Annotated in this window: 27 protein-coding genes; 12 read left to right on the top strand and 15 right to left on the bottom strand. The window is 75.0% G+C overall.

Annotated elements, in window-relative coordinates:
- Nucleotides 1–52 precede the first annotated feature (52 nt).
- Together ACFQH9_RS12755 and ACFQH9_RS12750 are read left to right on the top strand one after the other, a co-directional pair.
- Nucleotides 53–814: a sulfite exporter TauE/SafE family protein gene (locus ACFQH9_RS12755; protein WP_379566227.1), complete on the top strand. Its 762-nt coding sequence runs from the start codon at nucleotides 53–55 to the stop codon at nucleotides 812–814.
- The gene (locus tag ACFQH9_RS12750; RefSeq protein ID WP_379566226.1) at nucleotides 814–2049 is read left to right on the top strand and encodes an SLC13 family permease; all 1236 of its coding nucleotides are present in this window, start codon (nucleotides 814–816) and stop codon (nucleotides 2047–2049) included. Before ACFQH9_RS12755 ends, ACFQH9_RS12750 begins: the two co-directional genes overlap by 1 nt.
- Here the strand turns inward: ACFQH9_RS12750 and ACFQH9_RS12745 are convergent.
- Genes ACFQH9_RS12745 through cobC form a run of 4 tightly spaced genes read right to left on the bottom strand, consistent with a single transcriptional unit; the run spans nucleotide 2046 to nucleotide 5767 of the window.
- Complete coding sequence (locus ACFQH9_RS12745) at nucleotides 2046–2726, bottom strand: histidine phosphatase family protein (RefSeq protein ID WP_379566225.1); 681 nt, start codon at nucleotides 2724–2726, stop codon at nucleotides 2046–2048. The two genes, ACFQH9_RS12750 and ACFQH9_RS12745, sit on opposite strands and share 4 nt — an antisense overlap.
- Nucleotides 2723–3460, bottom strand: coding sequence for a zinc ribbon domain-containing protein (locus ACFQH9_RS12740; protein WP_379566224.1), 738 nt, complete (start codon nucleotides 3458–3460; stop codon nucleotides 2723–2725). The genes ACFQH9_RS12745 and ACFQH9_RS12740 overlap by 4 nt, the downstream gene beginning before the upstream one ends.
- Before the next feature lie 25 nt (nucleotides 3461–3485).
- Nucleotides 3486–4616 carry a Nif3-like dinuclear metal center hexameric protein gene (locus ACFQH9_RS12735; protein WP_379566284.1) on the bottom strand — a complete coding sequence of 377 codons (1131 nt, stop codon included), beginning with the start codon at nucleotides 4614–4616 and terminating at the stop codon, nucleotides 3486–3488.
- 20 nt (nucleotides 4617–4636) lie between these two features.
- Nucleotides 4637–5767 (bottom strand): Rv2231c family pyridoxal phosphate-dependent protein CobC, encoded by a 1131-nt coding sequence (cobC, locus tag ACFQH9_RS12730; protein ID WP_379566223.1) that lies wholly within the window; start codon nucleotides 5765–5767, stop codon nucleotides 4637–4639.
- A gap of 24 nt (nucleotides 5768–5791) precedes the next feature.
- Between cobC and ACFQH9_RS12725 the strand changes: the two genes are divergently transcribed.
- Both ACFQH9_RS12725 and ACFQH9_RS12720 read left to right on the top strand, forming a co-directional pair.
- Nucleotides 5792–6250 carry a low molecular weight protein-tyrosine-phosphatase gene (locus tag ACFQH9_RS12725; protein WP_379566222.1) on the top strand — a complete coding sequence of 153 codons (459 nt, stop codon included), beginning with the start codon at nucleotides 5792–5794 and terminating at the stop codon, nucleotides 6248–6250.
- An 8-nt stretch (nucleotides 6251–6258) separates the two neighbouring features.
- Nucleotides 6259–7071, top strand: a complete 813-nt coding sequence (locus ACFQH9_RS12720) for a fructosamine kinase family protein (RefSeq protein ID WP_379566221.1) — start codon at nucleotides 6259–6261, stop codon at nucleotides 7069–7071.
- Nucleotides 7072–7153: 82 nt separating this feature from the next.
- Here ACFQH9_RS12720 and ACFQH9_RS12715 read toward each other — a convergent pair whose 3' ends face one another.
- From ACFQH9_RS12715 to ACFQH9_RS12690, 6 genes are all read right to left on the bottom strand, one after another.
- The gene (locus tag ACFQH9_RS12715) at nucleotides 7154–8092 is read right to left on the bottom strand and encodes a GNAT family N-acetyltransferase (RefSeq protein ID WP_379566220.1); all 939 of its coding nucleotides are present in this window, start codon (nucleotides 8090–8092) and stop codon (nucleotides 7154–7156) included.
- Between the two features lie 52 nt (nucleotides 8093–8144).
- On the bottom strand, nucleotides 8145–9572 hold the full coding sequence (locus ACFQH9_RS12710; protein ID WP_379566219.1) for a WS/DGAT/MGAT family O-acyltransferase: 1428 nt from the start codon (nucleotides 9570–9572) through the stop codon (nucleotides 8145–8147).
- Nucleotides 9573–9607: 35 nt separating this feature from the next.
- Nucleotides 9608–10852: a class I SAM-dependent methyltransferase gene (locus ACFQH9_RS12705; RefSeq protein WP_379566218.1), complete on the bottom strand. Its 1245-nt coding sequence runs from the start codon at nucleotides 10850–10852 to the stop codon at nucleotides 9608–9610.
- Nucleotides 10853–10854: 2 nt separating this feature from the next.
- Nucleotides 10855–12279: an FAD-binding oxidoreductase gene (locus ACFQH9_RS12700; RefSeq protein WP_379566217.1), complete on the bottom strand. Its 1425-nt coding sequence runs from the start codon at nucleotides 12277–12279 to the stop codon at nucleotides 10855–10857.
- Nucleotides 12280–12373: 94 nt separating this feature from the next.
- On the bottom strand, nucleotides 12374–13354 hold the full coding sequence (locus ACFQH9_RS12695) for an aldo/keto reductase (RefSeq protein ID WP_379566216.1): 981 nt from the start codon (nucleotides 13352–13354) through the stop codon (nucleotides 12374–12376).
- 74 nt (nucleotides 13355–13428) lie between these two features.
- The gene (locus ACFQH9_RS12690; RefSeq protein WP_379566215.1) at nucleotides 13429–14508 is read right to left on the bottom strand and encodes an alpha/beta fold hydrolase; all 1080 of its coding nucleotides are present in this window, start codon (nucleotides 14506–14508) and stop codon (nucleotides 13429–13431) included.
- A gap of 73 nt (nucleotides 14509–14581) precedes the next feature.
- On the opposite strand from ACFQH9_RS12690, the gene ACFQH9_RS12685 reads away from it, so the two are divergent.
- The 3 genes from ACFQH9_RS12685 to ACFQH9_RS12675 are packed head-to-tail and all read left to right on the top strand — an operon-like array spanning nucleotide 14582 to nucleotide 17412.
- Entirely contained in the window at nucleotides 14582–15724 is a 1143-nt protein-coding gene (locus ACFQH9_RS12685; RefSeq protein WP_379566214.1) for an acyl-CoA dehydrogenase family protein, read from the top strand.
- A gap of 54 nt (nucleotides 15725–15778) precedes the next feature.
- Nucleotides 15779–16417, top strand: coding sequence for a DUF47 domain-containing protein (locus ACFQH9_RS12680; protein ID WP_379566213.1), 639 nt, complete (start codon nucleotides 15779–15781; stop codon nucleotides 16415–16417).
- Complete coding sequence (locus ACFQH9_RS12675; RefSeq protein ID WP_379566212.1) at nucleotides 16417–17412, top strand: inorganic phosphate transporter; 996 nt, start codon at nucleotides 16417–16419, stop codon at nucleotides 17410–17412. The genes ACFQH9_RS12680 and ACFQH9_RS12675 overlap by 1 nt, the downstream gene beginning before the upstream one ends.
- Before the next feature lie 10 nt (nucleotides 17413–17422).
- On the opposite strand, the gene ACFQH9_RS12670 is transcribed toward ACFQH9_RS12675, so the two are convergent.
- From ACFQH9_RS12670 to ACFQH9_RS12650, 5 genes are all read right to left on the bottom strand, one after another.
- Nucleotides 17423–18271, bottom strand: coding sequence for a polyphosphate kinase 2 family protein (locus ACFQH9_RS12670; RefSeq protein ID WP_379566211.1), 849 nt, complete (start codon nucleotides 18269–18271; stop codon nucleotides 17423–17425).
- 32 nt (nucleotides 18272–18303) lie between these two features.
- Nucleotides 18304–18687 (bottom strand): ArsR/SmtB family transcription factor, encoded by a 384-nt coding sequence (locus tag ACFQH9_RS12665; protein WP_379566210.1) that lies wholly within the window; start codon nucleotides 18685–18687, stop codon nucleotides 18304–18306.
- A 202-nt stretch (nucleotides 18688–18889) separates the two neighbouring features.
- On the bottom strand, nucleotides 18890–19738 hold the full coding sequence (locus ACFQH9_RS12660) for an ABC transporter ATP-binding protein (RefSeq protein WP_379566209.1): 849 nt from the start codon (nucleotides 19736–19738) through the stop codon (nucleotides 18890–18892).
- Nucleotides 19735–20844: a FecCD family ABC transporter permease gene (locus ACFQH9_RS12655; protein ID WP_379566208.1), complete on the bottom strand. Its 1110-nt coding sequence runs from the start codon at nucleotides 20842–20844 to the stop codon at nucleotides 19735–19737. The genes ACFQH9_RS12660 and ACFQH9_RS12655 overlap by 4 nt, the downstream gene beginning before the upstream one ends.
- Nucleotides 20844–21911 (bottom strand): FecCD family ABC transporter permease, encoded by a 1068-nt coding sequence (locus ACFQH9_RS12650; protein ID WP_379566207.1) that lies wholly within the window; start codon nucleotides 21909–21911, stop codon nucleotides 20844–20846. Before ACFQH9_RS12650 ends, ACFQH9_RS12655 begins: the two co-directional genes overlap by 1 nt.
- 130 nt (nucleotides 21912–22041) lie before the next feature.
- Between ACFQH9_RS12650 and ACFQH9_RS12645 the strand changes: the two genes are divergently transcribed.
- The 5 genes from ACFQH9_RS12645 (at nucleotide 22042) to ACFQH9_RS12625 (ending at nucleotide 24394) form a co-directional block, all read left to right on the top strand.
- Nucleotides 22042–22917: a pyrimidine reductase family protein gene (locus tag ACFQH9_RS12645; protein ID WP_379566206.1), complete on the top strand. Its 876-nt coding sequence runs from the start codon at nucleotides 22042–22044 to the stop codon at nucleotides 22915–22917.
- A 79-nt stretch (nucleotides 22918–22996) separates the two neighbouring features.
- Nucleotides 22997–23518: an Asp23/Gls24 family envelope stress response protein gene (locus ACFQH9_RS12640; RefSeq protein ID WP_379566205.1), complete on the top strand. Its 522-nt coding sequence runs from the start codon at nucleotides 22997–22999 to the stop codon at nucleotides 23516–23518.
- On the top strand, nucleotides 23515–23874 hold the full coding sequence (locus ACFQH9_RS12635; protein WP_379566204.1) for a hypothetical protein: 360 nt from the start codon (nucleotides 23515–23517) through the stop codon (nucleotides 23872–23874). The genes ACFQH9_RS12640 and ACFQH9_RS12635 overlap by 4 nt, the downstream gene beginning before the upstream one ends.
- Nucleotides 23871–24218, top strand: coding sequence for a hypothetical protein (locus ACFQH9_RS12630; RefSeq protein WP_379566203.1), 348 nt, complete (start codon nucleotides 23871–23873; stop codon nucleotides 24216–24218). The genes ACFQH9_RS12635 and ACFQH9_RS12630 overlap by 4 nt, the downstream gene beginning before the upstream one ends.
- On the top strand, nucleotides 24215–24394 hold the full coding sequence (locus tag ACFQH9_RS12625) for a hypothetical protein (protein ID WP_379566202.1): 180 nt from the start codon (nucleotides 24215–24217) through the stop codon (nucleotides 24392–24394). Before ACFQH9_RS12630 ends, ACFQH9_RS12625 begins: the two co-directional genes overlap by 4 nt.
- Nucleotides 24395–24450 lie beyond the last annotated feature (56 nt).

The raw sequence follows: 24450 nt of genomic DNA, 5'->3' as shown, positions 1-24450 counted from the left end.
AACCCGGAGCACGACCCGGCGCCCGGCCGACCGGGCGTCTACTGTTTCCGCCGTGGTGGGCGCGTCGCCGGGTCAACTGGTCTTCCTCCTCGTCGCGGGGCTGGTGGCCGGCGCGGTCAACGCGGTCGCGGGCGGCGGCTCCCTGCTCGTCTTCCCCGCGCTGCTGGCGGTGGGCCTGAACCCGCTGGCCGCCAACGTCACCAACTCCATCGCCCAGTGGCCGGGCTACGTCGGGATCGTCGTCGGCAACCGGCGCGAGCTGCGCGAACAGCGCCGGCGCATCGTGCTGACCTGCATCGCGGCCGCGCTGGGCTCCGTCGTCGGCTGCATCCTGCTGCTGGTCCTGCCCGGCGCCGTGTTCGACGCCGTCGTCCCCGCGCTCGTCATCCTGGCCAGCGTCATGATGGCGCTCGGCCCGTACCTGAAACGGTGGATCGGCAGCCCGGACCCCGATGCGCCGGACCGGACCGCGTGGCTGCTCCCGGCCGTGTTCGTGGCCGGCGCGTACGGCGGCTACTTCGGCGGGGCGCTCGGGGTCATCCTGATCTCGGTGCTGTCGCTGCTGGCCAACGACACGCTCGTCCGGCTCAACGCCCTCAAGGGCCTGTTGTCGCTCGTCGCCGCCACGGTCACGCTGGTGATCTTCGGGCTCCGCGCCCCCGTCGGCTGGTCCGACGTCGCGATCCTCGCGCCCACCACACTGGTCGGCGGCTACGTCGGCGCCCGCGTCGCCCGGCGGATGCGCGACGACATCCTGCGCTGGTGCGTGGTGGCGCTCGGCCTGGCGGTCGGCGTGTACCTGCTCCTCACCTGATGGCGTTCGCCCTGGCGGCCGCGCTCCTCGCGGTCGTGCTGGCGGTCGCGGTCCTGCGGCCCCGCGGGCTGCCCGAGGCGGCGGCCGGCGTCCGGGCCGCGGTCCTGGTCGTCGTGCTCGGGCTCCTGCCGTGGTCCGCGGCGGTCGCGGAGATCGGCGAGCTGGGCCCGACCGTCGGCTTCCTGGCCGCGATCCTGCTGCTCGGCCGGCTCGCCGACGCCGACGGCGTGTTCACCTGGCTCGGCGCGCGGCTCGCCGGGGCTGCCGGAGGCCGGGCGCCGCGCCTGTTCGGGCTGGTCTTCGCCGCGGCCACGGCGGTGACCGTGGTGCTCAGCCTCGACGCGACGGTCGTGCTGCTGACCCCCGTGGTCCTCGCGACGACGGCCCGGCTGCGGCTTCCCGAGCGCCCGCACGCCTACGCCTGCGTCCACCTCTCCAATGCCGGCTCGCTGCTGCTGCCGGTGTCGAACCTCACGAACCTGCTGGTCTTCGAGGCCTCGGGGCTGTCGTTCCTCGGCTTCGCCGGGCTGATGCTGCTGCCGTGGCTGGTCACGCTCGCCGTGGAGTACGGCGTGCTGCGCCGGTTCTTCGACGCCGATCTCCGCGTGGCGACCCCGCTGCCGCCGGCCCGCGAGGGCGAGCGGACGCCCCGGTTCGCGCTGGTCGTGCTCGCGCTCACGCTGGTCGGGTTCGGCCTGTCGTCGACGGCGGGGATCGAGCCGGTGTGGGTGGCAGCGGCCGGCGCGGTGGTGCTCGCGGTCCGGGCGCTCGCGCGGCGGGAGATCGGCGTCGCCGGGCTGGTCGCCGGCACGTCGCCGCTGTTCTGCGTCTTCGTGCTGGCGCTCGGCGTGGTGGTCGCCGCCGTCGCCACGCACGGGCTGGCCGGCTGGCTCGCCGTGATCCTGCCGGACGCACCGACCCTGCCCGGGCTGCTCGTGGTCGCGGCGGTGGCGGCGGTGCTGGCGAACGTCGTCAACAACCTGCCCGCCACGCTGGTGCTGATCGCCGCGCTCGGCCCGGTCCCGCACCCCGCGCTGGTCCTGGCGTTGCTGCTCGGGGTGAACATCGGCCCGAACCTGACCTACGTCGGATCGCTCGCGACGCTGCTGTGGCGGCGGATCCTGCCGGCCGCCCCCGCGCTGCGCACCTTCACCGCGGTCGGGCTGCTGACCGTGCCCCTCGCACTGGCCGCGGCGACGACCGCGTTGTGGGCGGTGTGGAGCCTGGCCGGCTAGGAGGGGTCGCCGGGCACGTGCGAGGTGTCGTTGACCAGCCGGACCGAGGCGCCGCCGTCGGGGAAGAAGTCCGCGATGCAGAGCGAGGCCAGGTCCAGGTGCAGCCGGTAGAGGATCGAGCTGCCGCTGGCCAGGGCCTCCTGCAGGATCAGCTTGATCGGGGTGACGTGGCTGACCACGACGACCGTGCGGCCCGGGAAGTCCGCGACGATCTTGGCACGTTCGGCCGAGACCCGGACGCCGGCCTCGTCGAAGCTCTCCCCGCCGGGTGGGGCGACGCCCGTGTTCCCCAGCCACCGGGCGAAGATCTCCGGGTCGCGCTCGCGGGCCTCGACGAAGGTCAGGCCCTCCCACTCGCCGAAGTCCGTCTCGATCAGCCCGTCCCGCACCTGCACCGGCAGCCCGGTGGCCGCGGCGACGGCCTCGGCGGTCTGCCGCGCCCGCCGCAGCGGCGAGGTGAGGATCGCGTCGACGCCGCCGAGGGCGCCGATCCGGGCGGCGGCCCCGGCGGCCTGCGCCTCGCCGCGCTCGGTCAGGACGGGATCGCCCAGCCCGGAGTAGCGCTTCTCCACCGACAGCGGCGTCTGCCCGTGCCGGAGCAGCAGCATCCGGGTCGGGGCGCCCTTCTGCCCGGTCCAGGCCGCCGAGCCCGACGGCGTGCCGGAGGTCGTGCTCACAGCCCGGACTCCCCGGTCCGCACCAGGATCGCGCCGCACTCCTCGCAGTGGACGACGTCGTCCGCCGTGGCCGCCCTGACCCGGCCCAGGAAGGTGCGGTCGAGCTCGAGGCGGCAGGCGCCGCACCGGCGCTCGCGCAGCAGCCCCGCCCCGACGCGGCCCTGCCCGCGGCGCTGCTCGTAGGCGCCCAGCAGGTCCGCCGGCAGGTCGGGGAGGATCGCCTCGCGGTCCCGGCGCCGGCCCGCCTCGGCGGCGTCGATGTCGGCGAGCGCGGTGTCCCGCCGCCCGGCCACGGCCTGCAGGTGCTCCTCGGCCTCGGCCAGCACCCGGCGGGCGTGGTCGAGGTTGCCGCCCAACGCCTCGCGCTGTTCCATGACCTCGAGCTGCTCGTCCTCGAGGACGGCCTGCCGGCGGGCGAGGGTCTCCAGCTCGTGCTGCAGGTCGGCGGCCTGGCGGGCGCTCACCCCCGAGCCGGCGAGCACGGCCCTGTCCTTCTCGGTGCGGGCCCGCACGCCCTCGACGTCACGTTCCAGCCGGCGGATGTCGCGGTCCAGGTCGCCCGCGGCGGTCTCGGCCTCGACCACGGCGTCCTTGCTCGTCCGCACCCGCGCCTCGGCCTCGGTCAGCTCCGCGTGCTCGGGCAGCGCCCGGCGGCGGTGCGCGAGCCGGGTCAGCTCGGCGTCGACCTCGGCCAGGTCCAGCAGCCGCCGCTGCGCGGCGGGATCGGCCTTCACGCCCCTCGTCCTCCTTGTCGGGTCCTCACGCGCCGAGGGTCCAGGGATCGGTCCGGAGCCGGGACACGCGGGTCTCGACGCTACCCCCCAGCGCCTTCTCGACGACGGCCGCCGCCTGCGCGCACCAGGGCCACTCCGACGCCCAGTGCGCGACGTCGACCAGCTCGGGCGTCGGGCGGCCGGGCAGCGACCCCGCCAGCAGGTGCTCCGACGCCGGGTGGTGGCGCAGGTCCGCGGTGACGTAGGCGTCGACGCCGGCCGCGACCGCCGCGGACAGTGCCGAGTCGCCCGCGCCGCCGCACACCGCGACCCGGTGGACCGGCCGCTCCGGGTCGCCCGCCGCGCGCACGCCCCACGCGGTCCGCGGCAGGGCCGCTGCGACCCGCTCGGTGAAGGCGGACAACGGTTCCGCCTCCGGCAGCTCCCCCACCCGGCCGAGCCCGCGCGCCGAGGGCAGGGCGGCCAGCTCGAACACGTCGAAGGCGGGCTCCTCGTAGGGGTGCGCCGCGCGCAGCGCCTCGACCACCGCGCGCCGGCGGTGCCGCGGCAGCACCATCTCCAGCCGGGTCTCCGCGACCCGCTCGAGCCTCCCGACCTCGCCGATCGCCGGCTCGGCCCCGGTGTGCGGCAGGAACTGGCCGGTCCCGGCGGTGGCGAAGGAGCAGTGGCTGTAGTCGCCGATCTCGCCCGCGCCCGCCGCGGAGAGCGCCTCGTGCACGCTGCGCAGCGCCGGACCGGTCGGCACGAACGCCACGATCTTGTCCAGCGGGTCCGCCGGCTGTGGCTGCAGCGGCGCCGCCACCCGCAGGCCCAGGACCTCGGCCAGGGCGTCGGACACGCCGGGATCGGCGGCGTCGGCGTTGGTGTGCGCGGTGAAGAGCCCCACGCCGCGGCGGATCAGCCGGTGCAGCAGCGCGCCCTTGGGCGTGTCCGCGCCGACCCCGCGCACCCCGCGCAGCAGCAGCGGATGGTGCGTGACCAGCAGCTGGGCGTCCGTCTCCAGCGCCTCGTCGACCGTCTCGGCCACCGCGTCGACGGCGAACAGCACCCGGCGCACCGGCTCGGCCGGGTCGCCGCAGACCAGGCCGACGGCGTCCCAGTCCTGGGCGAGGCCGGGCGGGTAGGCGGCCTCGAGGGCGGCGGTGACGTCGGCCAGCGTCGGCGGGGGGTGCGCGCTCACGCCGCTACACCTACCAGGGCCGCGGCCAGTGCCTCGACCAGGAGCGCCACGCGGGCCGGCTCCCGCACCGCGACGCGCAGGTGGTCCGGCCCCAGACCCGGGAAGGTGTCGCACCGACGCACCGCGATCCCGTTCCGCCGCAACCGTTCCCGGACCACGGCGCCCCGGCCCGCGGGCAGCCGGAGCAGCAGGTAGGGCGCCACGCCGGGCAGCACCTCGACGCCCGGGACCGTCGCCAGGGCGGCCGCCTGCGTGCGGCGGTGCTCCGCCAGCTCCGCGGCCGCCCGCGCCGCCCCGGCCACCGCGGCGGGCTCGGAGCAGGCGGTCACCGCCTCCAGGCCCAGCGTGCCGACCGGCCAGTGCGGCCGCGGCGCCGCCAGCCGCGCGAGCAGGGCGGGGTCGCCGAGCGCATAGCCGGCGCGCAGCCCGGCGAGCGCCCACGTCTTGGTCAGCGAGCGCAGGACGAGCAGCCCCGGCAGGCGCTCCCCCGCCAGCGACTCAGGCTCGCCCGGCACGGCGTCGGCGAAGGCCTCGTCCACGACCAGCACCCGGCCGGGCCGGGCCAGGGCCCGCAGGTCGGCGGCGGGGTGCAGCACGCCCGTCGGGTTCGTCGGGTTCCCGACGACGACCAGGTCGGCCTCCTCCGGCACGGCGGCCGGGTCGAGCCGGTGTCCCTCCGCCTCCGCGGTGAGCACGTGCCCCACCGGCAGGCCCGCGCCGCGCAGGGCGGCCTCCGGCTCGGTGAACCCCGGGTGCACGACGACCGGGCGGTGCGGCCGCAGCGCGGGGAGCAGCGCGAACCCCTCCGCGCTGCCCGCGAGCACCAGCACCTCCTCGGGTTCCCGGCCGTGCCGCCGGGCGACGGCCTCGCGGGCGCGGCGGTCGTGCTCGGCCGAGGGGTAGCGGGCCAGGTCGTCCAGGGCGGCCGCGAGCCGCGCCCGCAACCAGGCCGGCGGGGCGTCCCCCCGGACGTTGACGGCGAAGTCGACGAGCCCCGGCGCGGCCTCCGCGTCGCCGTGATGACGCAGGGGATGACGCAGGGTGTCCGGATCGGGACCCGGGGCGACCGGGCGCGAACCGGACACAGTGGTCTTGATCTCCTCCGGCCGCTCCGGGACACCCTCCATACCGACGCACCCTACGGTGACGGGGTGCATGTCAGTTTCGTCTGTACCGGCAACATCTGCCGCTCCCCGATGGCGGAGAAGGTGTTCCGCGCCGCGCTCGACGACGCCGGTCTGGCGGCCGAGGTCGCGGTGACCAGCGCGGGGACGGGCGGCTGGCACGTCGGCGAGCCGATGGACCCGCGGGCGGCCGAGGTCCTCGAGCGGCACGGCTACGACACCGCCCACAGGGCCCGCCAGATCGACTCGCACGTGCTCTCCGCCGACGTGATCGTCGCCCTCGACCACGGTCACCGCCGCGCCCTGCGCGACTCCGTCCCCGAACCGGACCGGGTGGTGATGCTGCGCTCCTTCGATCCCGACTCCTCCGACGACGCCGAGGTCCCCGACCCCTACTACGGCGGCCCGGACGGCTTCGACGAGGTCCTCCGCATGATCGAGGCCGCGGTCCCGGGCCTGCTGGAGCGGGTCCGCAAGGAGCTCTGAGGGCCCGCGTGCCCGGGGAGGCGCTCGCCGCGGTCGGGCTGGACCCGCGGGCCGTGGGGGGCGGCGGGGTCCGGCGGGTGACCCTGCCGGACGGGCGGGCCGCCGTCGTCAAGCGGGACCCGTCCGTGCCGGCCGAGGCCGCGGGCCTGCGGTGGCTCGCCGTGCCCGGCGGTCCGCCCGTGCCCGAGGTGTACGCCGCCGACGCGGAGTGGCTGGTCACCCAGGAGGTGCCGGCCGGTTCGGCGTCCGCGGTCGCCGCCGAGGAGTTCGGCCGGCGCCTGGCGGCCCTGCACGACGCCGGCGCGCCCGACTTCGGTGCTCCCCCACCCGGCGGCCCGGCCGACGCGTGGATCGGCGCGACCGGGATGCGCAACGAACCGGGCGACTCCTGGCCGGAGTGGTACGCCGAGCACCGGATCCTGGCGTACGTGCGACGCGCCGACCTGCCGGACACCGCGGTGTTCGACGAGGTGTGCGCCCGGCTGCCGGAGCTGGCCGGGCCGCCGGAGCCGCCGGCGCGGCTGCACGGCGACCTGTGGTCGGGCAACGTCCTGTGGTCCGTCGAGGGCGCGTGGCTGATCGACCCGGCGGCGCACGGCGGGCACCGAGAGACCGACCTGGCGATGCTGGCGCTGTTCGGCCTGCCGCACCTCGAGCGGGTCCTGGCCGGCTACGACGAGACCGCTCCGCTGGCCGAGGGCTGGCGGTCCCGGGTGCCGCTGCACCAGCTGTTCCCGCTGCTCGTGCACACGGTGCTGTTCGGCGGCGGCTACGCGAGCCGGGCGTCGGCGGCCGCGCACGCCGCCCTCCGCGCCGTCTGACCGCCCGAATGTCGCGCTGTGGAACCAGAATGCGGCCAGAGCGACCAGAAAGTCGCGTCAGGGAGCCATGACGCGCGCGGTCTCAGCGCCAGTCGTCGATCACGAACGCGTCCTCGTGGTCGTACCCGGGCTCGTTGGGCGCGTGCATCGTGACGCCCGGGACGTCCGTGGCGAAGCCCTTCGCGACGAGGAGCCGGTACGCGCGGTGGCGGGCGGTGTTGACCCCGACCACGAGCCGCTGGGCCCCGATCGCCGCGGCGTGGGCCAGGCAGGCGTCGACGAGCGCGGCGAAGTCCGCCCGCGCGCCCGGCCGGACCAGCCCGACCTTCACGTACGCCACGCCCGAGCCCGCCTCGGACCCGGGCCCGTCGTGCACCACGGCCACCCCGGTGGGCGCCGCGGCCGGGCCGACCAGCACGACCTCGCCGATCTTCTGGTCCAGCACGCCCGCGATCTCGCCGCCCAGGTCGAGGCCGGGGTACACCGCGCCGGCGAGCCGGGCGGCCGCGGCGGTGAGGACCTCCCGGTCGACGGCCGACCCGTAGGTCGAGTCGACGGCCGGCCGCGCGGCGGGCACCGGGCGGGACATCAGCGCGGTGAGGAACCGCGGCCAGTACCCGAAGCGCTGGTAGAGCCGGTGGTGGCGGGGGCTGTGCGCGAAGGTGAAGAGCCCGCGGTGGGTGACCCCCCCTTCCCGCAGCACCCCGTCGGCCGCGCCGAAGAGCCGCGACCCGACGCCGCGGTCCCACAGCTCCGGCTCCACCGACAGCGGCCCGACGAACCCGACGCTCCCCCACCGCGTGACGAACACCGAGCCCTGCAGCCCCGTGTCGGCGAACGCGCCGAGCGCCACGACGTGTCCCGCGGCCCAGCGGGTGCGCACGATCTCGGCGTCCCGCTGGTCGTCGCCGCCGACGAGCGCGGCGAAGGCCCGCCGCTGGATCCGGTCGGCCGCGTCGAGGTCCTGCTCGCCCAGCGGGCGGATCTCCGGCTCCCCCCGCCGGGGCGTGCGTGGAACCATGCGCGAACGATGCACGCGCACCTGGCCCGCGGGAAGGGGATCGGTGCCCCGTTCAGCCGGACGTGCGCTCCGCCTCGACGACCGGTGCGTCCTTGAGCTCGGCGAGCGAGTCGTCGATCGCGGCGGCCAGGATGTCGACGTCCGGCAGGGCGTCACGGTCCGCGGTGAGTCCGTAGCAGACGGTGCCGTCGTAGGAGGTCACGCCGATGGCGACCGCCTGTCCGTGGGCCAGCGGGACGACCGGGTACATGTCCCGCATCCGGGCGCCCATCGCGTAGAGCGGGCGCGGCGGCCCCGGCACGTGCGTGACGACGACGTTGAACAACCGCGAGGAGAGCCGGGAGGACAGCCGGGCGCCCATCTGGTGCACGGTCGGGGTGGCCAGCCCGGCCAGCCCGACGACGGCGGTGGTGCCCGCCGAGCGGCCGAACCGCTTGCGCGCCTCCATCTGCGCCGCGATCGACCGCAGCCGCCCGACCGGGTCCTCGATCCCCACCGGCAGCTCCACGAAGACCGCGGAGATCTGGTTGCCCGCCACGGCGGCCCCGCTGCGGCCGCGCACGCTCACCGGCACCATCGCGCGCACCACGGAGTCCGGGAAGATCGCCTCGCCGCGGCTGATCAGCCAGCGCCGCAGCGCCCCCGCCACCACCGCGAGGACGACGTCGTTGACCGAGCCGCCGCCCGCGCCGTGCCGCCGGCGGATCACCCGGTGCTCGAACAGCGAGGTCCGGGCCATCCCGAAGCGGCGCTGCTCGCCGATGGGCGCGTTGAGGGCGCCGACCGGGCGGCCGTGGCGGGCGGTGCGCACGGCGTCGGCCAGCCCGCCCAGCGAGCGCCGGACCGACGACGCCGCCTGCCGCAGGTCCGCGGCCGAGCGCGCGACGGCGTCGACCGCGCTGCGGGGGCGCAGCATGTTCTCCACGACCGCCGAGGCCGCCAGCTCCAGGCCCGTCGGCTCCCGGGCGGGCCGCCAGTCGTCCGGGTCGACGTGCCGCGGCTTCGGCGTGGTGTCGAGCAGGACGGCGCCGATGTCCATCGACGCCAGCCCGTCGACCATCGCGTGGTGGGTCTTGGTGACGACCGCGAGCCGGTGCCCCTCGAACCCCTCGACCAGGTAGATCTCCCACAGCGGGCGGGACCGGTCGAGCTGGCGGGACAGCAGCCGCCCCACCAGCTCGCGCAGCGCCACGTCCGAGCCAGGCGCGGGCAGCGCCGAGCGCCGCACGTGGTAGCTCAGGTCGAAGTCGGGGTCGTCGACCCACACCGGCAGCCCGAGCCGCCCCGGCACCTCGCGCACCTTCTGCCGGTACCGCGGCACCAGGGCGAGCCGGTCGCCGATGAGCCGGACGAAGGCGTCGACGTCGAACGCCCCGTCCGACCCGGTCTCGAAGGTCATCACCCCGCCGACGGTCATCGCCGTCGTGCGCTCCTCCATGAACAGGAACGAGGCGTCCAGGGGCGACAGGCGCTCGGGCACGGGAGGAACCCTAGCCACGGGTGGTCAGGGCCGGCTCACCACACGCCCTCTGCCCGCCAGCCCCGCAGCGGCATGCCCGACGCGCCGTGCTCGCCGAGCTTCACGCCGAGCATCTGGTGCAGCTGGATGTTGTCGAGCTCGAACCCGAGCCGGCACGCGGCCATGTACAGCCGCCACACGCGGGCCCGGCCGATCCCGACCTCGGCGACGGCCTCGTCCCAGTGCTGTTCGAGGTTGCCGCCCCAGTCCCGCAGGGTCAGCGCGTAGTGCTCGCGCAGGTTCTCCTCGTGCCGGATCTCGAAGCCCGCGTCGTTCATCTCGGTCATCAGCAGGCCGGGCGACTCGAGCTGGCCGTCCGGGAACACGTACCGGCCGATGAACGGGTCGACCTTGCGCTTGTTCACCGTGTGCGGCTGGGTGATGCAGTGGTTGAGCAGCCGGCCCTGCGGGCGGAGCTTCCCGTACAGGAAGCGGAAGTAGGAGCCGAGCTGCTTCTTGCCGATGTGCTCGGTGAGCCCGATGGAGCTGACGGCGTCGAACCCGGTCTCGGGGACGTCCCGGTAGTCGAGGTGCCGGACCTCGGCGAACTCCTCGAGGCCCTCGCGCCGGATCGCCTCCTGCGCCCACTCGGCCTGGTTCCTCGACAGCGTGACGCCCAGCGCGTGCACGCCCGTGCGGGCCGCGTGCCGGACCATTCCGCCCCAGCCGCAGCCGACGTCGAGCAGCCGCATCCCGGGCTCGAGCGCGAGCTTCCGCGCCACCAGGTCGTACTTGGCCTCCTGCGCCTCCTCCAGCGTCGCGTCCGGACGGGGGTAGGCGGCGCAGGTGTAGGTCATGGACGGCCCGAGCACCCACTCGTAGAACCGGTTGGACACGTCGTAGTGGTGCGAGATCGCCTGGCTGTCCCGGAACTTCGAGTGCAGCCGCCCGCGGGGCCGCGCCTCGAGCTCCGGCGGGGCGGGCCGGTACTTCAGCCACACCGGGCCGACGGTGGCGAGCAGCCGCGCGAAGTCCCCCTTCGAGACCCCGTTCAGCGTGACGTCGGCCAGCGCGGACAGGGCGGTGTAGAGGTCGCCCTCGACGTCGATCTCGCCCGTCACGTAGGCCCGGGCCAGCCCGAGCGTGCCCGGCGCCGACGCCAGCCGCGCCAACGCCCGCGGCGACTCGATGCGCAGGGCGACCTCGGCGTCGTCCGGACCGGACTTGCTGCCGTCGTAGGCGACCAGACGGATGGGCGCATCCGCCCCGATGACGTGCCCGAACACCTCCGCGACCCGCATGCTCACGCTCCCCCTCCGACCTTCGTGTACAGATCCGGCAGCCGCCCCGCCGGGTCGTAGCGCTCCTTCACGGCCCGGTACGCCGGTCCGTTGTAGCGCTCCCAGAACTCCTCCCGCCCGTAGTGGACGGTCGAGTAGAGGCTCTTGTGGCCGTCCAGGTCGGCCACGAGCTTCTCGACGAACCGGTTGTGCTCCTCACCGTCCGCGCCCACCGGCACGGACGACCAGAAGCCGACGTTCACGTACGGCGTGCGCGGCTCCATCGGGTAGAGCGGCCAGGTGCGCTCCCCCCGCAGCTGCAGCGGGCAGAGCCACACCGGCGCGATCCCCACGTGCTCGTGGAACGCGGCGAGGAACTCCGGCAGCCGGGGCGTCGGGATCTCGACGTCCTGGATCACCATCTCCTCCTCGGGCCGGCCGAGGGCGCGCCGCACCGCGTTCGACGCCTGGTAGCGCTGGTCGAGCGCGACGAGCCTGCGGTACACGTCGGACCGGCGGTAGCGCTTCGGCCACACGCGACGGACGGCGGGCACCTGCACGCCGAAGGCGCGGGAGCACCAGAACCAGTCGGTGTCCCACCGCCACAGGTAGTCCTGCACGGTGAGGTGGTCGACCGGGCGCCGCTGCAGGGAGCGGTAGTACACGTCCATACCGGTGTAGTCGGAGACCTGCGCGCCCGGCGTGGGGGCGTCGACGAACCGCCCCACGCTGACGTAGTGCTCGCGGTCGGAGAACACCGTGCCGTCGACGAAGTCCGCGCGCCCGTCCGGCCGCGCCGCCTCGGCCAGCGCGGCCGTGGCCTCCTCGGCGGTGCGGAAGCGGTGGTGGGTGAGCCGGACGTAGGGCTTCACCGGCTGCAGCTCGATGCGCAGCCGCAGCGCGTAGCCGAGCGTGCCGTAGGAGTTGGCGAAGGCGGCGTAGAGGTCCGCGTGCTCGGTGTGCGGCGCGGCGGTGACCAGCTCGCCCCCGGGCGTGAGGACGTCCATCTCCAGCACGGACTCGTGCGGCAGGCCGTGCCGGAAGGAGGTCGACTCGATGCCGAGCCCGGTGACCGCACCGCCGAGGGTGATCGTCTTGAGCTGGGGCACGACCAGCGGCATCAGCCCGTGCGGCAGGGTCGCCGCGACCAGGTCCTCGTAGGTGCACATGCCCTGGACGTCGGCGGTCCGCGCGTCCCGGTCGACCTCGATCACGCCGGCGAGCCCGGAGGTGTCGAGCAGCACCGAGTGCGCGGCGGGCGTGCCGAACCGGAACAGGTTCGAGGTGCGCTTGCCGAGCCGCACGGGGGTGCCGGCCGGGACCGCGCGATAGGCCCGGACGAGCTCCGCGACGGTGGCGTCGTGCCGCCGCCGGGCCTCCGACGCCGCCCGCGAACCCGACCCCGGACCCGCCGCCGACCCCGTCCCCGCCCGCTCGACCGTGCTCACCCGGCCACGCTAACGCCGGATCGCTCCCCCGTCAGGGCTTTGCACGGGGTCCTGCGTCACTCACCTGGCGGACGAGCGCGGCGAAACGGACCGATCACCCACGCCGGCGGGAGGCGACGAGCTTCGGCAGCGCCGGGATGCCGGTGAGCGGCTGGTAGGCCTCGCCGGCGGCGGTGAGTCCCGCGTACTCGTCGTCCGTCAGCCGGATCTCCGCCGCGGCGACGTTGCTCTCGACCTGCTCGACGCTCGACGCCCCCGGGATCGCGACGACGTTCGGCGGGTGCACGACCCAGGCCAGGGCGATCTGCGACGGCGTGGCGTCGTGCGCCGAGGCGACGTCGCGCAGGGTGTCCAGCAACGGCTTCGCGGCGTCGAGGTTCTCCGGGAGGAACATCGCGTTGGCCGCGCGCACGCCGTTGGTCGGGCGGTGGTCGCGGTCGTAGCGGCCGGACAGCAGGCCCTGCGCCAGCGGGCTGTAGCCGATCACCACGTGCCCGGTGCGCTGCGCCCAGGGCAGCATCTCGGCCAGCGGGTCGCGGTGCACCAGGCTGAACTGCACCTGGTTGGACAGCAGCTTCGTGCCGAGCCGCGCCTCCGCGGACTTCCAGCGGGCCGACTTGTAGTTGGACACCCCGACGTCCCGGACCACCCCCACGTCGCGCAACGCCTGCATCCCGCGCATGGTGGTGCCGTCGCCGACCACCGGGTTCGGCTGGTGCACCTGGTAGAGGTCGAGGGTCCGCACGCCCAGCCGCTGGGCGCTCGCCACCCCCCGCTGCTGCACCACCGCCGCCGTCGGCAGCACCGGGAAGATCTTGGTGGCGACCACGACGTCGTCCGTCCCGCCGGTCTCCGCCAGGGCCCGGCCGAGGATGCGCTCGGAGCGGCCGAACCCGTAGACCTCGGCGGTGTCGAAGACCGTGACGCCCAGCTCGCGGGCCCGGGCGACGATCCGGCCGGCCTCCCGCTCGTCGTACCCGCCGCCGTAGCCCCACTCCTTGGACCCGAACTGCCAGGTCCCGAGCCCGATCACGGAGTACGGCTTCTGCGTTCCGAGGTTCTCCACATGGCGCATGGCCCCAGTGTGCCCACGTGCCGCCGCGGCCCCGTGGACGAACTCAGTGGGCCCTCAGGAACCGGCCGGGTCTCCTACCGGTGCTCGTCGAGGAAGGCGTCGAGCGCCGGCCAGGTCGTCGTCCGCGCCCTGCGCCCGGTGAGCACGCCGAGGTGCCCGCCCGGCGCGGTCTCGAAGCGCACCTCGGGGGCGCCGGACAGCAGCGGGACGGCGCGGCGGACCGCGCGCAGCGGGGCGATGACGTCGTCCCGCCCGCCCACGACCAGGACGGGCACCTTCACCGAGGCCAGCGACACCCGCCGCCCCGCCAGCGCGAGGCTGCCGGCGGCGAGGTCGTTGCTGCGCAGGAAGAGATGGAAGAGCTGGCCGAACACCCGGCCCGGGTAGCCGTGCATGTTGCGCATCATGTGGTCGACGGCCTCGATCTGGGCGAGGGTGTCGCGGTCGTCGAGCCGGGACAGGACCGCCAGCGGCTTCGTGATCATCTTGTCCACCGTGGTCAGCTGGAACACGGTGCTCACGAGCGGCGCCGGCCAACTGCCCACCGCCCGGTAGAGCGCCGACACCGCCCGCCCGCCGGCCACCTCCGCGAGCGGGCGCAGCGGCGCGACCAGGGGCACCGCGGTGACGTCCACGGGGCTGCCGATCGCCGCGACCGCACGCACCGGCAGCGGCTCCCCCGCCTCCTCGGCCGCGGCGAGCGCGAGCAGGCAGAACAGCCCGCCGAGCGACCAGCCCACCAGGTACAGCGGCTCGTCGGTGTGCTCGGCGACCCGCCGGACCGCCCGCGGCACCACGTCGTCGACCCAGTGCTCGATGCCCAGCCTGCGGTGCCCGAACGCGATCGGCCCGTAGTCCACGAGGTACACCGGCCGGCCCTCGCCGAGCAGGTGCTCGACCAGCGAGCAGTCCCGGCGCAGGTCGTAGGCGAAGTCCGGGGCGCCCAGCGGCGGGACCAGCAGCACGGCGGGCCCCGCGGGCGGCACCCCCGGCAGCGGGTCGTAGCGGTACAGCGTGCCGCCCGGGTCCCGGGCGACCTCGGTGCGCGCCATGCGGCGCAGGTCGGCGACCCCGCCGGCGACCGTCCGGTCCCAGGCGTTGGCGGCGGCGGCACGCAGGCGGGAACCGAGCTCGTCGGACAGCGCACGGAGCACGACGGCAGCCTACGGCCCGCGCGGGCCGCGGACGGCCCGCGGGGTTACCGACGAGTATGTGAGACTCCCCGTCATGCAGCGCGACATCTTCGACGCCGAACACGACGCGTTCCGCGACCTCGTCCGCACCTTCCTCGAGAAGGAGGTCGTCCCGCACCACGCCCGGTGGGAGAAGGACGGACAGGTCGACCGCGAGATCTGGCTCTCCGCCGGCAAGGCCGGCCTGCTCGGCACCGACGTCCCCGAGGAGTTCGGCGGCGGCGGCACCCCCGACTTCCGCTACAACGCCGTCGCCCTCGAGGAGATCACCGCGGCCGGTACCAGCGGCCTGGGCTTCCCCCTGCACAACGACGTCGTCGCGCCCTACCTGCTCCGCCTGGCGAACGACGAGCAGAAGCAGCGCTGGCTGCCCGGCTTCTGCTCGGGCGAGATCATCACGGCCATCGGCATGACCGAGCCCGGCACCGGCTCGGACCTGCAGGGCATCGCGACGCACGCCAGGAAGGACGGGGACGACTGGATCCTCAACGGCGCCAAGACCTTCATCACCAACGGCATCCTCGCCGACCTGGTGATCGTGGTCGCCAAGACCGACCCCGAGGCCGGCGCCCGCGGCTTCTCGCTGCTGTGCGTGGAGCGCGGCATGCCGGGCTTCGAGCGCGGCCGCCGGCTGGAGAAGGTCGGCATGAAGGCGCAGGACACGGCGGAGCTGAGCTTCACCGACGTCCGGGTGCCCGCCGCCAACGTCCTCGGCGAGGTGGGGCAGGGCTTCATCTACCTGATGCAGAACCTGGCCCAGGAGCGGCTGTCGATCGCCGTCGGCGCGGTGGCCGGCGCGGCCGCGGCGCTCGGGATGACGCTGGAGTACACGAAGGAGCGCAAGGCCTTCGGCCGCGCGATCGCGAACTTCCAGAACACCCGCTTCGAGCTCGCCGAGATGGACACCGAGATCGACGTGACCCGGACCTACGTCGACCGCTGCCTCGAGGAGCACGTGGCCGGCAAGCTCTCGGTCGCCGACGCGGCCAAGGCCAAGTGGTGGGCCACGGACCTGCAGAAGCGCGTGGTCGACCGGTGCCTGCAGCTGCACGGCGGCTACGGCTACATGATGGAGTACCCGATCGCCAAGGCCTTCGTCGACTCGCGCGTGCAGTCCATCTACGGCGGCACGAACGAGATCATGAAGGAGATCATCGGACGGGCCCTCATCGGCTGAAACGAGGGCGCCCCGGCGCGGGTGAGCCGGACGTGAACGGGTAGAAAACCCCCTATGGCCTTCCGGTTGACGCCGCAGGAGCGCGGCTTCTACCCGCTCTTCACCCGCGCCGCGGAGAACATCGTGGTCGCGGCGAACGAGCTCTACGCCCTCGTCCAGGCCCCGGCCGACGAGCGGGCCGCGATCGCGAAGCGGGTGAAGGACGCCGAGAACGCGGGTGACGAGGTCACCCACGAGATCCTGGTGAAGCTGAACTCGGTGTTCGTCACCCCGTTCGACCGCGAGGACATCTACCGGCTGACCTCCTCCCTCGACGACGTCGTCGACGCCATCGAGGAGGCGGCGGACCGGATCGTGCTCTACCGGCTGGAACGGCTGCCCGCGGGCATCGCCATGCAGGTGGACGTCCTGTGCCGGGCGGCGGCCGCGACCGCCGAGGCGATGCCGCGGCTGGAGAAGATGGCCCAGCTGCGGGACTACTGGATCCACGTGAACTCGCTGGAGGACGAGGCCGACGAGGCCTACCACGCCGTGCTGGCCGGCCTGCTGTCCCCGGACGAGGCGATCACGGATCCCGCCGCGGTGCTGGAGGTCATCAAGCTCAAGGAGGTCGTCGACACCCTCGAGGAGGCCGCGGACGCCTTCGAGACGGTGGCCAACACCGTCGAGAGCATCGCGGTCAAGGAAGCCTGATGCTCCTCGCGGCGGTCCTCGTCGTCATCGCCGTGGCGGTGGTGTTCGACTACACCAACGGCTTCCACGACGCGGCGAACGCCATCGCCACCTCGGTGGCCACCCGGGCGCTGTCCCCCCGGGTCGCGCTGCTGATGGCGGCGGTCATGAACCTGGTCGGCGCCCACCTCGGCACGGAGGTCGCGTCCACCGTCGGCAGCGGGATCATCGAGGCGCCCCAGGGCATGGCCGGGCTGGCCGTGGTGCTGGCCGCCCTGGTCGGCGCGATCATCTGGAACCTCGTCACCTGGTGGTTCGGCCTGCCGAGCTCCTCCTCGCACGCCCTGATCGGCGGCCTGGTCGGCGCCGCACTGGCCTCCGCGGGCACGGTCAAGTGGGCCGGCGTGCTCGACAAGGTCGTCATCCCGATGATCCTGTCGCCGGTCGTCGGGTTCGTCCTCTCGAGCATCGTCATGATCGTGCTGCTGTGGATCTTCAAGGACAGCAGGCCGACCCGGACCACCCGCGGGTTCCGGATCGCGCAGACGGTCTCGGCGGCCGCGATGGCGCTGGGCCACGGCCTGCAGGACGCCCAGAAGACGATGGGCGTGATCGTGCTGGCCCTCGTGGTCGGCGGCTTCCACCAGGGCAGCGAGGTGCCGTGGTGGGTCGTGCTCATCTCGGCGGGGGCGCTGTCGCTCGGCACCTACGCCGGCGGCTGGCGCATCATGCGGACGCTGGGCCGGCGCATCATCGACCTGGACCCGCCGCGCGGCTTCGCGGCCGAGCTCACCGCCTCGTCGATCCTCTACACGACCGCGTTCGTGTTCGCCGCGCCGATCTCCACCACGCAGACGATCACGTCCTCCATCCTGGGCGTCGGCGCGACGAAGCGGCTGTCGGCGGTCCGGTGGGGCGTGGGCGGCAACATCGCCGTGGCCTGGGTACTGACCCTCCCGGCCGCGGCGCTCTGCGCGGCGTTGGCCTTCTGGCTGATCCACCCGCTCGTCACCTGACGCGGCCGGCTCACCCGATCCCGGTCGAGGCCTTCAGCCGGGCCCGCTCCGCGTCGACCTCGTAGTCCGGCGGCGGGAACTGCGGGGCGAGGTCGTCGAGGGTCTCGGCCAGCAGCGCGGCCACCGCCCAGTTCCGGTACCACTTGCGGTCGGCGGGCACGACGTACCACGGTGCGACGTCGGAGTCGCAGTGCTCCAGCGCCGCGGCGTAGGCCTCCTGGTAGGCGGGCCACTTCTCGCGGGCGTCGAGGTCGCCGGGGTTGTACTTCCAGCGCTTCTGCGGGTCGTCGAGCCGGGCGAGCAGCCGCTCCGCCTGCTCCTGCGGCGAGATGTGCAGCATGCACTTGAGGATCGTGACGCCCTGGCCGGACAGCTCCCGCTCGAACTCGGCGATCGCCCCGTAGCGGGCCCGCCAGACCTCCTCCGGCACCAGGTCGTCCACCCGCGCGACCAGCACGTCCTCGTAGTGCGAGCGGTCGAAGACGCCGATCCGCCCGGGCACCGGGACCTGCCGGCGGATCCGCCACAGGAAGTCGTGCGCCCGCTCCTCCTCGGTGGGCTTCTTGAAGGAGGCGACGTGCACGCCCTGCGGGTTGACCATCCCGAGCACGTGCCGGATGGTCCCGCCCTTGCCCGAGGTGTCCATGCCCTGCAGGACGAGCAGCACCGCGCGTCTCCCGCCCGCGGTGCCCTCCGCGAAGAGCGCCTCCTGCCGGGAGTCGAGCCGCGCGCCGAGGTCCTCCATCGCCAGCGCGGCGTCGGCCTTGTCCCGCGGGCCGAGCGGGCGCCCGCGGGGGTCGATGGCCGACAGGTCGACGGGCCCGGGTGCCACCCGGAAGGTCTCGCGCGCGGTCGCCATGGCGGAACCCTACGGGTCCGGCGGCGCGGGGATCACTCCCCGAAGGCCGGGCGGGCCGCGGACCCGGCGCCGCCGAAGGCCAGGTCGCGGCGGTCCAGGGAGCCCACCACCACCGCGCGCAGGGCCTCCAGCACGCCGAGCGAGGCGGGATCGGCCAGCGCGTAGTAGACGACCGAGCCCTCGCGGCGCACGGTCACCAGGTCCGCGTGCCGCAGGACGGCCAGGTGCGAGGACAGCGTCGAGGCAACGGCCCCGGTCCGCGCGCGCAGGTCCGCGACCGAGCGCTCGCCGTCGGCCAGCAGCTGCAGGATCCAGATGCGATCCGGGTGCGCCATCGCCTTGGCGACGTCGGCGAGCACCTGCCGCGACCGCGCCGCCCCCTGCAGCTCCGGCGTCGAATCGGTCTGCGGGAACACCTTCGTACCCCTCCTTCACGCCACGACCGGCACCGCCTCCGGCCCCCTGCGCCGGACGCGTGGTCCGGTCCGCCCTCGGGGCGGAGCAGGGTTCCGGGGGGTTCCCGGCCGGTCACGGAGGGAAACCGGCGGCCGCGCACGATCGGGCGACCGGCCGAGGCGGCCTGCTCGCCTGCACGGTCGGCGGACGACCGCGGCAGGGTCAGCGGGTCCCGACGGGCACGACGAGCGGGGTGCCGGCGACGGGATCGGGGATGACCCGGGCCTCCAGCCCGAAGACCTCGCGCAGCAGCGGTTCGGTGATCACCTCGGCCGGTCGGCCCTGCGCGACGATCCGGCCGGCCTTCATCGCCACGAGCCGGTCGGCGTAGCGAGCGGCCAGGTTGAGGTCGTGCAGCACCATCACGACCGTGCGGCCGCGCTCGTGGTGCAGCCGCTCCACGAGCTCCAGCACCTCCACCTGGTGCGCGAGGTCGAGGAAGGTGGTCGGCTCGTCGAGCAGCAACAGGTCGGTGCCCTGGGCGAGGGCCATCGAGATCCAGGCGCGCTGGCGCTGTCCGCCGGAGAGCTCGTCGACCGGCCGCTCGGCGAGGTCGGAGATGCCGGTCCAGGCGAGGGCCTCGGCCACGGCCTCCTCGTCGTCGCCCGACCACTGCCGGTACCAGGCCTGGTGCGGGTGGCGGCCGCGGGCGACGAGGTCGCCGACGGTGAGCCCCTCGGGCGCGGTGGGCGCCTGCGGCAGCAGGCCGAGCACGGTCGCGACCTGCTTCGTCGGCATCTCGTCGATCTTGCGCCCGTCCAGCAGCACGTGCCCGCGGCTCGGCGTGAGGAGCCGTCCGAGGGCGCGCAGGAGGGTCGACTTGCCGCAGCCGTTGGGCCCGATCACCGCGGTCACCGTGCCCTGCAGGACGTCGAGGTCCAGCTCGTCGACGACGACGCGCTCGCCGTAGCCGAGCCGGACGCCCTCGGCCCGCAGTCGCACCCGCGTGCCGTCGGGCGCGACGGGGGCCTGCGTGTCCTCGACCAGGGCGGTGTCGGCGTCCGGTGTCATGCGCGGGCCTCCCGGCCTTGTCTCACGAGCAGGTAGAGCAGGTACGGGGCGCCGAGCACGGCGGTCACGACGCCGACGGGCAGCTCCACGCCGCCGAAGGCCGTACGCGCGAGGAGATCGGCGAGGACGGTCAATGCGGCGCCGATCAGCAGCGAGGCGCCGACGGGCGGGCGCGCGGAGCCGACCAGACGCTGGGCGATCTGCGGCGACACCAGGGCCACGAAGGCGATCGGGCCGGCCGAGGCGGTGGCCACGGCGGCCAGCACGACCGCCACCAGCAGCAGCAGGCTCCGGGAACGGTCCACGCGCACCCCCAGCCCGCGCGCGGTGTCGTCGCCGTACTGCAGCGCGCCCATCACGAACGACAGCACCAGGGCGGCCGGCACCAGGACGAGCAGGGCGAGCCCGACGGGCACCACGTGCTCCCAGCCCCGGGCGTTGAGGCTGCCGTTGACCCAGACCGTGGCCCGCGCGGCCTCGTGGACCTGCGCCACGATCAGCAGCCAGTTCACGACGGCCACCAGCATCGCGTTGATGCCGATGCCGACGAGCACCAGCCGGAAGCCCTGGATGCCCTTCCGCCACGCCAGCCCGTAGATCACGATCGCCGCGAGCAGGCCGCCGGCCAGCGCCGCGATCGGCAGCCCGACGGCGGCGAGCATGCCGACCAGGCCCGCGCCGCCGAGGACGATCAGGGTGACGGCGGCGGCACTGGCGCCCCAGGTGATGCCGATGATGTCCGGGCTCGCCAGCGGGTTGCGGGCGATCGACTGCATGATCGCGCCGGAGACCGCGAGCGCGCCGCCGACGAGCAGGCCGGTCAGCGACCGGGGCAGCCGCAGCTCCAGGATGATGAACCGCTGGCTCGCGTCGCCGCCGCCGAACAGCGTGGCGAGCACGTCCGGGATGCCGATCGGGAACTCGCCGCGGCCCACGTTGAGCGCCACCGCGAGCACGAGCACGACCAGCGACACCCCGAGGACCAGCACGTTGCGCGGGCGCCACACCCCGGAGACCGGCCCGCGGCGGAACGGGCGGCGGCCGGGGACGCGCTCCAGGACCTCCCGGGCCGCGGGGTCGAGCGTCGGCCGGACGGGTGCGGCCATCAGAGGGTCACCAGCTTCCGGCGACGCACGAGCGCGATGAAGAACGGCGCGCCCACCAGGGCCAGGACGATGCCGACCTGCAGCTCGCCGGGCCGGGCGACCAACCGGCCGACCACGTCGGCCGAGAGCAGCAGCACCGCGCCGAGCAGCCCGGAGGCCGGGAGCAGCCACCGGTGGTCCGGCCCGGTGAAGGCCCGCACGACGTGCGGCACCACCAGCCCGACGAAGCCGATCGGCCCGCAGGCCGCGGTCGCCCCGCCGGCGAGCAGCGTGATCGCGACGATCCCGAGCACGCGGGTGCGGCGGACGGACTGCCCGAGCGAGCGGGCGACGTCCTCGCCGAGGGACAGCGCGTTGAGCGCCGGCGCCGTGGCGAGCGCGATCAGCGCGCCGACCGCGATGAACCACACGACCTGCCCGGCGACGGCGGTGTCCCGGCCGGTCAGCGAGCCGACGTTCCAGAACCGGTAGGCGTCGAGCGTGTCGGTGTCGATCAGGATGATCGCCGAGACCAGGCCGCTGAGCAGGAAAGACAGGGCGGCGCCCGCGAGGGCGAGGCTCACCGGCGTCGGGCCGCCGCGGCCGCCCGAGGAGCCGAGCAGGAACACCGCGACGCTCGCGACCATCGCCCCGGCGAAGGCGAACCAGACGTAGCCGAACAGCGTGGTCACGCCGAACACGTAGATGCCGACGACCACGAAGAACGCCGCGCCCATGTTCACGCCGAGCAGGCCGGGATCGGCGAGCGGGTTGCGGGTGTGCCCCTGGATCAGCGCGCCCGCGAGGCCGAGCGCGGCCCCGACCAGCACGCCGAGCACGGTCCGCGGGATCCGCAGCGAGCGGATCACGATGTCGTCCTCGGTGCCGGTCGGCGCGACCAGTGCGCTCCAGACGTGCGGGAGCGGGATGACCTTGGTGCCGAACGCGATGCTGGCGAGCACCGCCAGCACCAGGAGTACACCGAGCACGCCGAGGCCGGCGAGTCGGCGGCGACGCAGGGACCGCTTCGGCCGGGCGCGCCCGCGCCCTCCCGCGGTCGGCACCACCGGCGCCGATCCGACTGCCACGTCTCGTCCTCCCTGGTCGTGCTCGGTCGTCCTCGGTCGTCCCGGACGGGCGAGGCAGGCCTGATGGTGACCACGGGGTCACCACGGTGCGGGACACCTCAATCGTGGTGAGGCTATCCTTAGCTCGACGGTGCGAAAAGTCCCGGTCCCCTTCCCGTTGATCACACTCACCGGCATCGGGGTCGACGACGGCGGCCGTGAACGACGGGCGGCGGTCGCGGCCGCCGGGTGCTGGGATGGGCCGGTGCGCCGACTGCTGCCGCCGGACCCCGCCGCCGCCGACCTCGCCCCGGAGGACCTGCCGGAGGTCTACGCGTACCCGCCGGACCCGGGCCGCCCGTGGGTCCGGGTCAACTTCGTCTCGAGCCTCGACGGCGCCGTCTCGGTCGACGGCCGTTCCGGCGGCCTGGGCACGCCCGCGGACAAGGCGGTGTTCGGCACGCTGCGCCGGCTCGCCGACGTGGTGCTCGTCGGCGCCGGCACCGCCCGGGCCGAGCGCTACCGCGGGGCCCGCCGGCCCACCCTCGGCCGGGACGTTCCCCCGCCGATCGCCGTCGTCACGGGATCGGCCGCGCTCGAGCCGGACCTCGGGCTGTTCACGGACACGTTCGTGCCGACGATCGTGCTGACCACGGCCGCGGCCCCGCCCGGGCGGCGGGCGACGCTGCGCGAGGCGGGCGCGGAGGTCGTCGAGCTGCCGGACCTGGCCGTGGCGACCCTGCTCGGCGAGCTGGAGCGGCGCGGGATGCGGCGGGTGCTGTGCGAGGGCGGGCCCGGGCTGCACGGCGACCTGATCGCCGCCGGCGCCGTCGACGAGCTCTGCCTCACCCTCTCCCCGCTGCTCGCCGCGGGCGACGCGGGACGCATCGCGCACGGGCCTGCCGGGCGGGCGCCGGAGGGGATGCGGCTCGCCACCGTGCTCGAGGAGGACGGGACGCTGCTGCTGCGCTACGTCCGCGCCGCGGGACGAGACCGGCGCATCCGCCGATCGGGTGATGTGGCGTGAGGCTGCGGGAGCCCGCGTCGTCGGATGCTGTGTACGGCGCCGGACACCGGCGCACCCCACGGTCCTCCGAGGAGTACGCATGAGCAGCACGACCGGCAGCACCACCGGCGGGGCCCCCGCCGCCGCCACCCCGTCGACCTCCGCCGCCGCGGGCACCTCCGGAAGCCCGGGCCGGCTGGCCGAGGAGACCGCGCAGGGCCGGACGACGATCGCCGCCTCGGTCGTCCAGAAGATCGCGGGCATCGCGGCGCGCGAGATCTCCGGTGTCCACTCGATGGGCGGCGGTCTCTCCCGCACGTTCGGCGCGCTGCGCGAGCGCATCCCGGGCGGCGGCACCGGCGCGTCGAACATCGCCGGAGTGCAGGTCGAGGTCGGCGAGAAGCAGGCCGCGGTCGACCTGGACATCGTGGTGGAGTACGGGGTGTCCATCGTGGACCTCGCGCGGGCGGTACGGCGGAACGTGATCACCGCCGTCGAGCGGATGACCGGCCTCGAGGTGATCGAGGTCAACATCGCGGTCAACGACATCCACCTGCCCGACGAGGACGGCCCCGAGGCGCCGCCGGCGCCCGCCACCCCGGCGCCGTCGCGCGTCGAGTGACCGGCGCCGGAGCGAGCGGCCCGCGGGAGTCCACCGACGAGCTCGCCCGCCGCGTCGCCGAGCTCGTGGCCGCGCACCCCGCGGTCGTCCGGCTCGACGGCGGGACGTTCGGCGCCGTCGCCACCCACCTGCCGGGGCACAGGCTCCTCGGTGTCCGGGTCGACGAGCACGGCGGGCCCGTCGAGGTCGCGGTCGTGCTGTCCCTCGCGGCGCCGATCCCGGAGGTCGTGGCGCAGCTGCGGGCCCGGGTGGCGGCGGTGGCGGGCGGGCGGGCGGTGGACATCACCGTCTCCGACGTCGTCGACCCCGGGCCCGGTGCGGCCGGCCCCGTGGCCTCGGTGGAGATCGGCCCGTGACGGAGGGGGCGGAGATCCCCGGGACGTGGACGCGCGAGGAACGGGCGGCCTATCGCGCGTTCGTGCGCGACCACCACCCGGACCGCGGCGGGGACCCCGAGGCCTTCGTCGAGGGGCTGGCCCGCCTCCGGGCGGCGCGGACCGGCGACCCCGCCGGTTCGGACCTCCCGGATCCCGACGCGCGGCGCTACGACGCCCCCGTCGAGATCGTCCCCGACCTGCCACTGGCGGTCCGGATCGTCGTCGCGGCCGTCCGGACCGCCCGCCGCCGGGCCCGCACCCGCGTGGACCGGCCCTTCCCCGATCCCAGCACCGACCCAGATCCAGGAGCGGAACGAGAATGACTGCCACCCAGACCGGCCTGCTGGCAGGTCTCCTGCTCGGTTTGGCCGCCGCCTTCGGCGGGTTCGTCGCCTTCGTCATCGTGCTGGTCCTCGGCGCGGTCGGGCTCGCGGTCGGCCGGTTCCTCGACGGCGAGCTCGACCTGTCCGGCGTGCTCGGCCGGGCCCGCGACAAGTGAGCGCCCCGGCCGAACCGGCCACCGTCGCCCGGCCGCGGGCCGCGCCCGCCCGGCCG

Origin of the sequence: Pseudonocardia lutea, assembly GCF_042658055.1 — a bacterium.
Lineage (GTDB): Bacteria > Actinomycetota > Actinomycetes > Mycobacteriales > Pseudonocardiaceae > Pseudonocardia > Pseudonocardia lutea.
Note: the sequence above shows the minus strand (reverse complement) of the source record. Positions and strands in the feature narration are given on the sequence as shown.

Bases quoted from the DNA above. Each gene is read 5' to 3' on its own strand.
- ACFQH9_RS12750 (WP_379566226.1), top strand. From the start codon at position 814: ATGGCGTTCGCCCTGGCGGCCGCGCTCCTCGCGGTCGTGCTGGCGGTC.
- cobC (WP_379566223.1), bottom strand. From the start codon at position 5,767: ATGGAGGGTGTCCCGGAGCGGCCGGAGGAGATCAAGACCACTGTGTCC.
- ACFQH9_RS12715 (WP_379566220.1), bottom strand. From the start codon at position 8,092: ATGGTTCCACGCACGCCCCGGCGGGGGGAGCCGGAGATCCGCCCGCTG.
- ACFQH9_RS12705 (WP_379566218.1), bottom strand. From the start codon at position 10,852: ATGCGGGTCGCGGAGGTGTTCGGGCACGTCATCGGGGCGGATGCGCCC.
- ACFQH9_RS12695 (WP_379566216.1), bottom strand. From the start codon at position 13,354: ATGCGCCATGTGGAGAACCTCGGAACGCAGAAGCCGTACTCCGTGATC.
- ACFQH9_RS12685 (WP_379566214.1), top strand. From the start codon at position 14,582: ATGCAGCGCGACATCTTCGACGCCGAACACGACGCGTTCCGCGACCTC.
- ACFQH9_RS12680 (WP_379566213.1), top strand. From the start codon at position 15,779: ATGGCCTTCCGGTTGACGCCGCAGGAGCGCGGCTTCTACCCGCTCTTC.
- ACFQH9_RS12675 (WP_379566212.1), top strand. From the start codon at position 16,417: ATGCTCCTCGCGGCGGTCCTCGTCGTCATCGCCGTGGCGGTGGTGTTC.
- ACFQH9_RS12670 (WP_379566211.1), bottom strand. From the start codon at position 18,271: ATGGCGACCGCGCGCGAGACCTTCCGGGTGGCACCCGGGCCCGTCGAC.
- ACFQH9_RS12660 (WP_379566209.1), bottom strand. From the start codon at position 19,738: ATGACACCGGACGCCGACACCGCCCTGGTCGAGGACACGCAGGCCCCC.
- ACFQH9_RS12655 (WP_379566208.1), bottom strand. From the start codon at position 20,844: ATGGCCGCACCCGTCCGGCCGACGCTCGACCCCGCGGCCCGGGAGGTC.
- ACFQH9_RS12640 (WP_379566205.1), top strand. From the start codon at position 22,997: ATGAGCAGCACGACCGGCAGCACCACCGGCGGGGCCCCCGCCGCCGCC.
- ACFQH9_RS12625 (WP_379566202.1), top strand. From the start codon at position 24,215: ATGACTGCCACCCAGACCGGCCTGCTGGCAGGTCTCCTGCTCGGTTTG.